The 1,603-nt window shown below is 71.4% G+C and carries 2 protein-coding genes; both read left to right on the forward strand.

Translation table 11 applies throughout. The features are described 5' to 3' along the window. Window positions 1-379: methionine adenosyltransferase domain-containing protein (locus tag TN53_RS40485; RefSeq protein ID WP_046263874.1), on the forward strand; the 379-nt coding region annotated here is incomplete at its 5' end. 88 nt (window positions 380-467) lie between these two features. Continuing rightward, window positions 468-1,451 carry a carbohydrate kinase family protein gene (locus TN53_RS40490; RefSeq protein ID WP_046263875.1) on the forward strand — a complete coding sequence of 328 codons (984 nt, stop codon included), beginning with the start codon at window positions 468-470 and terminating at the stop codon, window positions 1,449-1,451. The last annotated feature ends 152 nt before the right edge of the window (window positions 1,452-1,603 follow it).

A 1,603-nucleotide genomic window follows, 5' to 3' on the forward strand; every position in this document is an offset into this window, starting at 1 on the left:
CGGCGCCTTCTCCGGCAAGGACCCGTCCAAGGTGGACCGTTCGGCCGCGTACGCGATGCGCTGGGTCGCCAAGAACGTCGTCGCCGCGGGCCTCGCCTCGCGCTGCGAGGTGCAGGTCGCGTACGCGATCGGCAAGGCCGAGCCCGTCGGCCTGTTCGTCGAGACCTTCGGCACCCACACCATCTCGGTGGAGAAGATCCAGCAGGCCATCGGCGAGGTCTTCGACCTGCGCCCGGCCGCGATCATCCGCGACCTGGAACTGCTGCGCCCGATCTACGCCCAGACCGCCGCCTACGGCCACTTCGGCCGTGAGCTGCCCGACTTCACCTGGGAGCGCACCGACCGCGCCCAGCAGCTCAGGGCAGCTGCGGGCATCTGAGCCCGACACCTGACGGCCGGGCCCGACGGTCGCGGCCGACGCCGTGCGACACCGGCGATCAGCGACCGAAGCGACCGAAGGAGTTCCCGTGCGCATCGCGGTGACAGGATCCATAGCCACCGACCATCTGATGGTCTTCCCCGGACGGTTCACGGACCAGCTGCTTCCCGAGCAGCTGGCCCACATCTCGCTCTCCTTCCTCGTCGACCGCCTCGAGGTGCGCCGGGGCGGCGTCGCCGCCAACATCGCCTTCGGACTCGGCGGTTTCGACCTGTCACCCCTCCTGGTCGGGGCGGTCGGCACCGACTTCGCCGAATACGCGGTCTGGCTGAAGGAACACGGCGTCGACACCGGGGGAGTGCACATCTCCGCCGAACGGCAGACGGCCCGCTTCATGTGCATCACCGACGAGGACGCCAACCAGATCGCCGCGTTCTACGCGGGCGCCATGACCGAAGCCCACGACATCGACCTGCGTGCCCTCCTCACCGGCCCCGACCGCCCCGGCCTCGTCCTGGTCTCGCCCAACGACCCGGCGGCGATGCTCCGCCACACCGCCGAGTGCCGGACCCTCGGCCTGCCCTTCGCGGCCGACCCCTCGCAGCAACTGGCCCGCCTGGACGGCGACCAGGTCCGCGACCTGGTGGACGGCGCCACCTGGCTGTTCACCAACGAGTACGAGGCCGCGCTGCTCAAGGAACGCACCGGCTGGAGCCGCACCGAGATCCTCGCGGTCGTCGGCACCTGGGTCACCACCCTGGGCGAGAAGGGGGTGCGCATCGAACGCGCCGGACAGCCCCCGCTCGACGTCCCCGCGATCCCCGACACCGACACGGCCGCCCCGACCGGTGTCGGCGACGCCTTCCGCGCCGGTTTCCTCGCCGCCGTCAGCCACGGCGTGCCGCTCGAGCCCGCGGCCCGACTGGGCTGCGCACTGGCCTCAGTGGTCCTCGGCGCGGTGGGCTCCCAGTCCTACGAGGTCGACCTGGCACAGCTGACCCGCATCGTCGAGCGAGCCTACGGCCCCGGTACGGCCGCCCCGCTCGCGCCAGTCCTCGGAGACCACTCATGACCGCTGACCACCGGACCCGCATCGCCGCGCTCCGCGAGGCCTTCGCCACCCGCGTGGTGGTCGCCGACGGGGCGATGGGCACCATGCTCCAGGCGCAGGACCCCACGATGGAGGACTTCCAGCAGCTCGAGGGCTGCAACGAGATCCTCAAC

The sequence above is a fragment of the Streptomyces sp. WM6386 genome, assembly GCF_000972385.1.
Classification (GTDB): domain Bacteria; phylum Actinomycetota; class Actinomycetes; order Streptomycetales; family Streptomycetaceae; genus Streptomyces.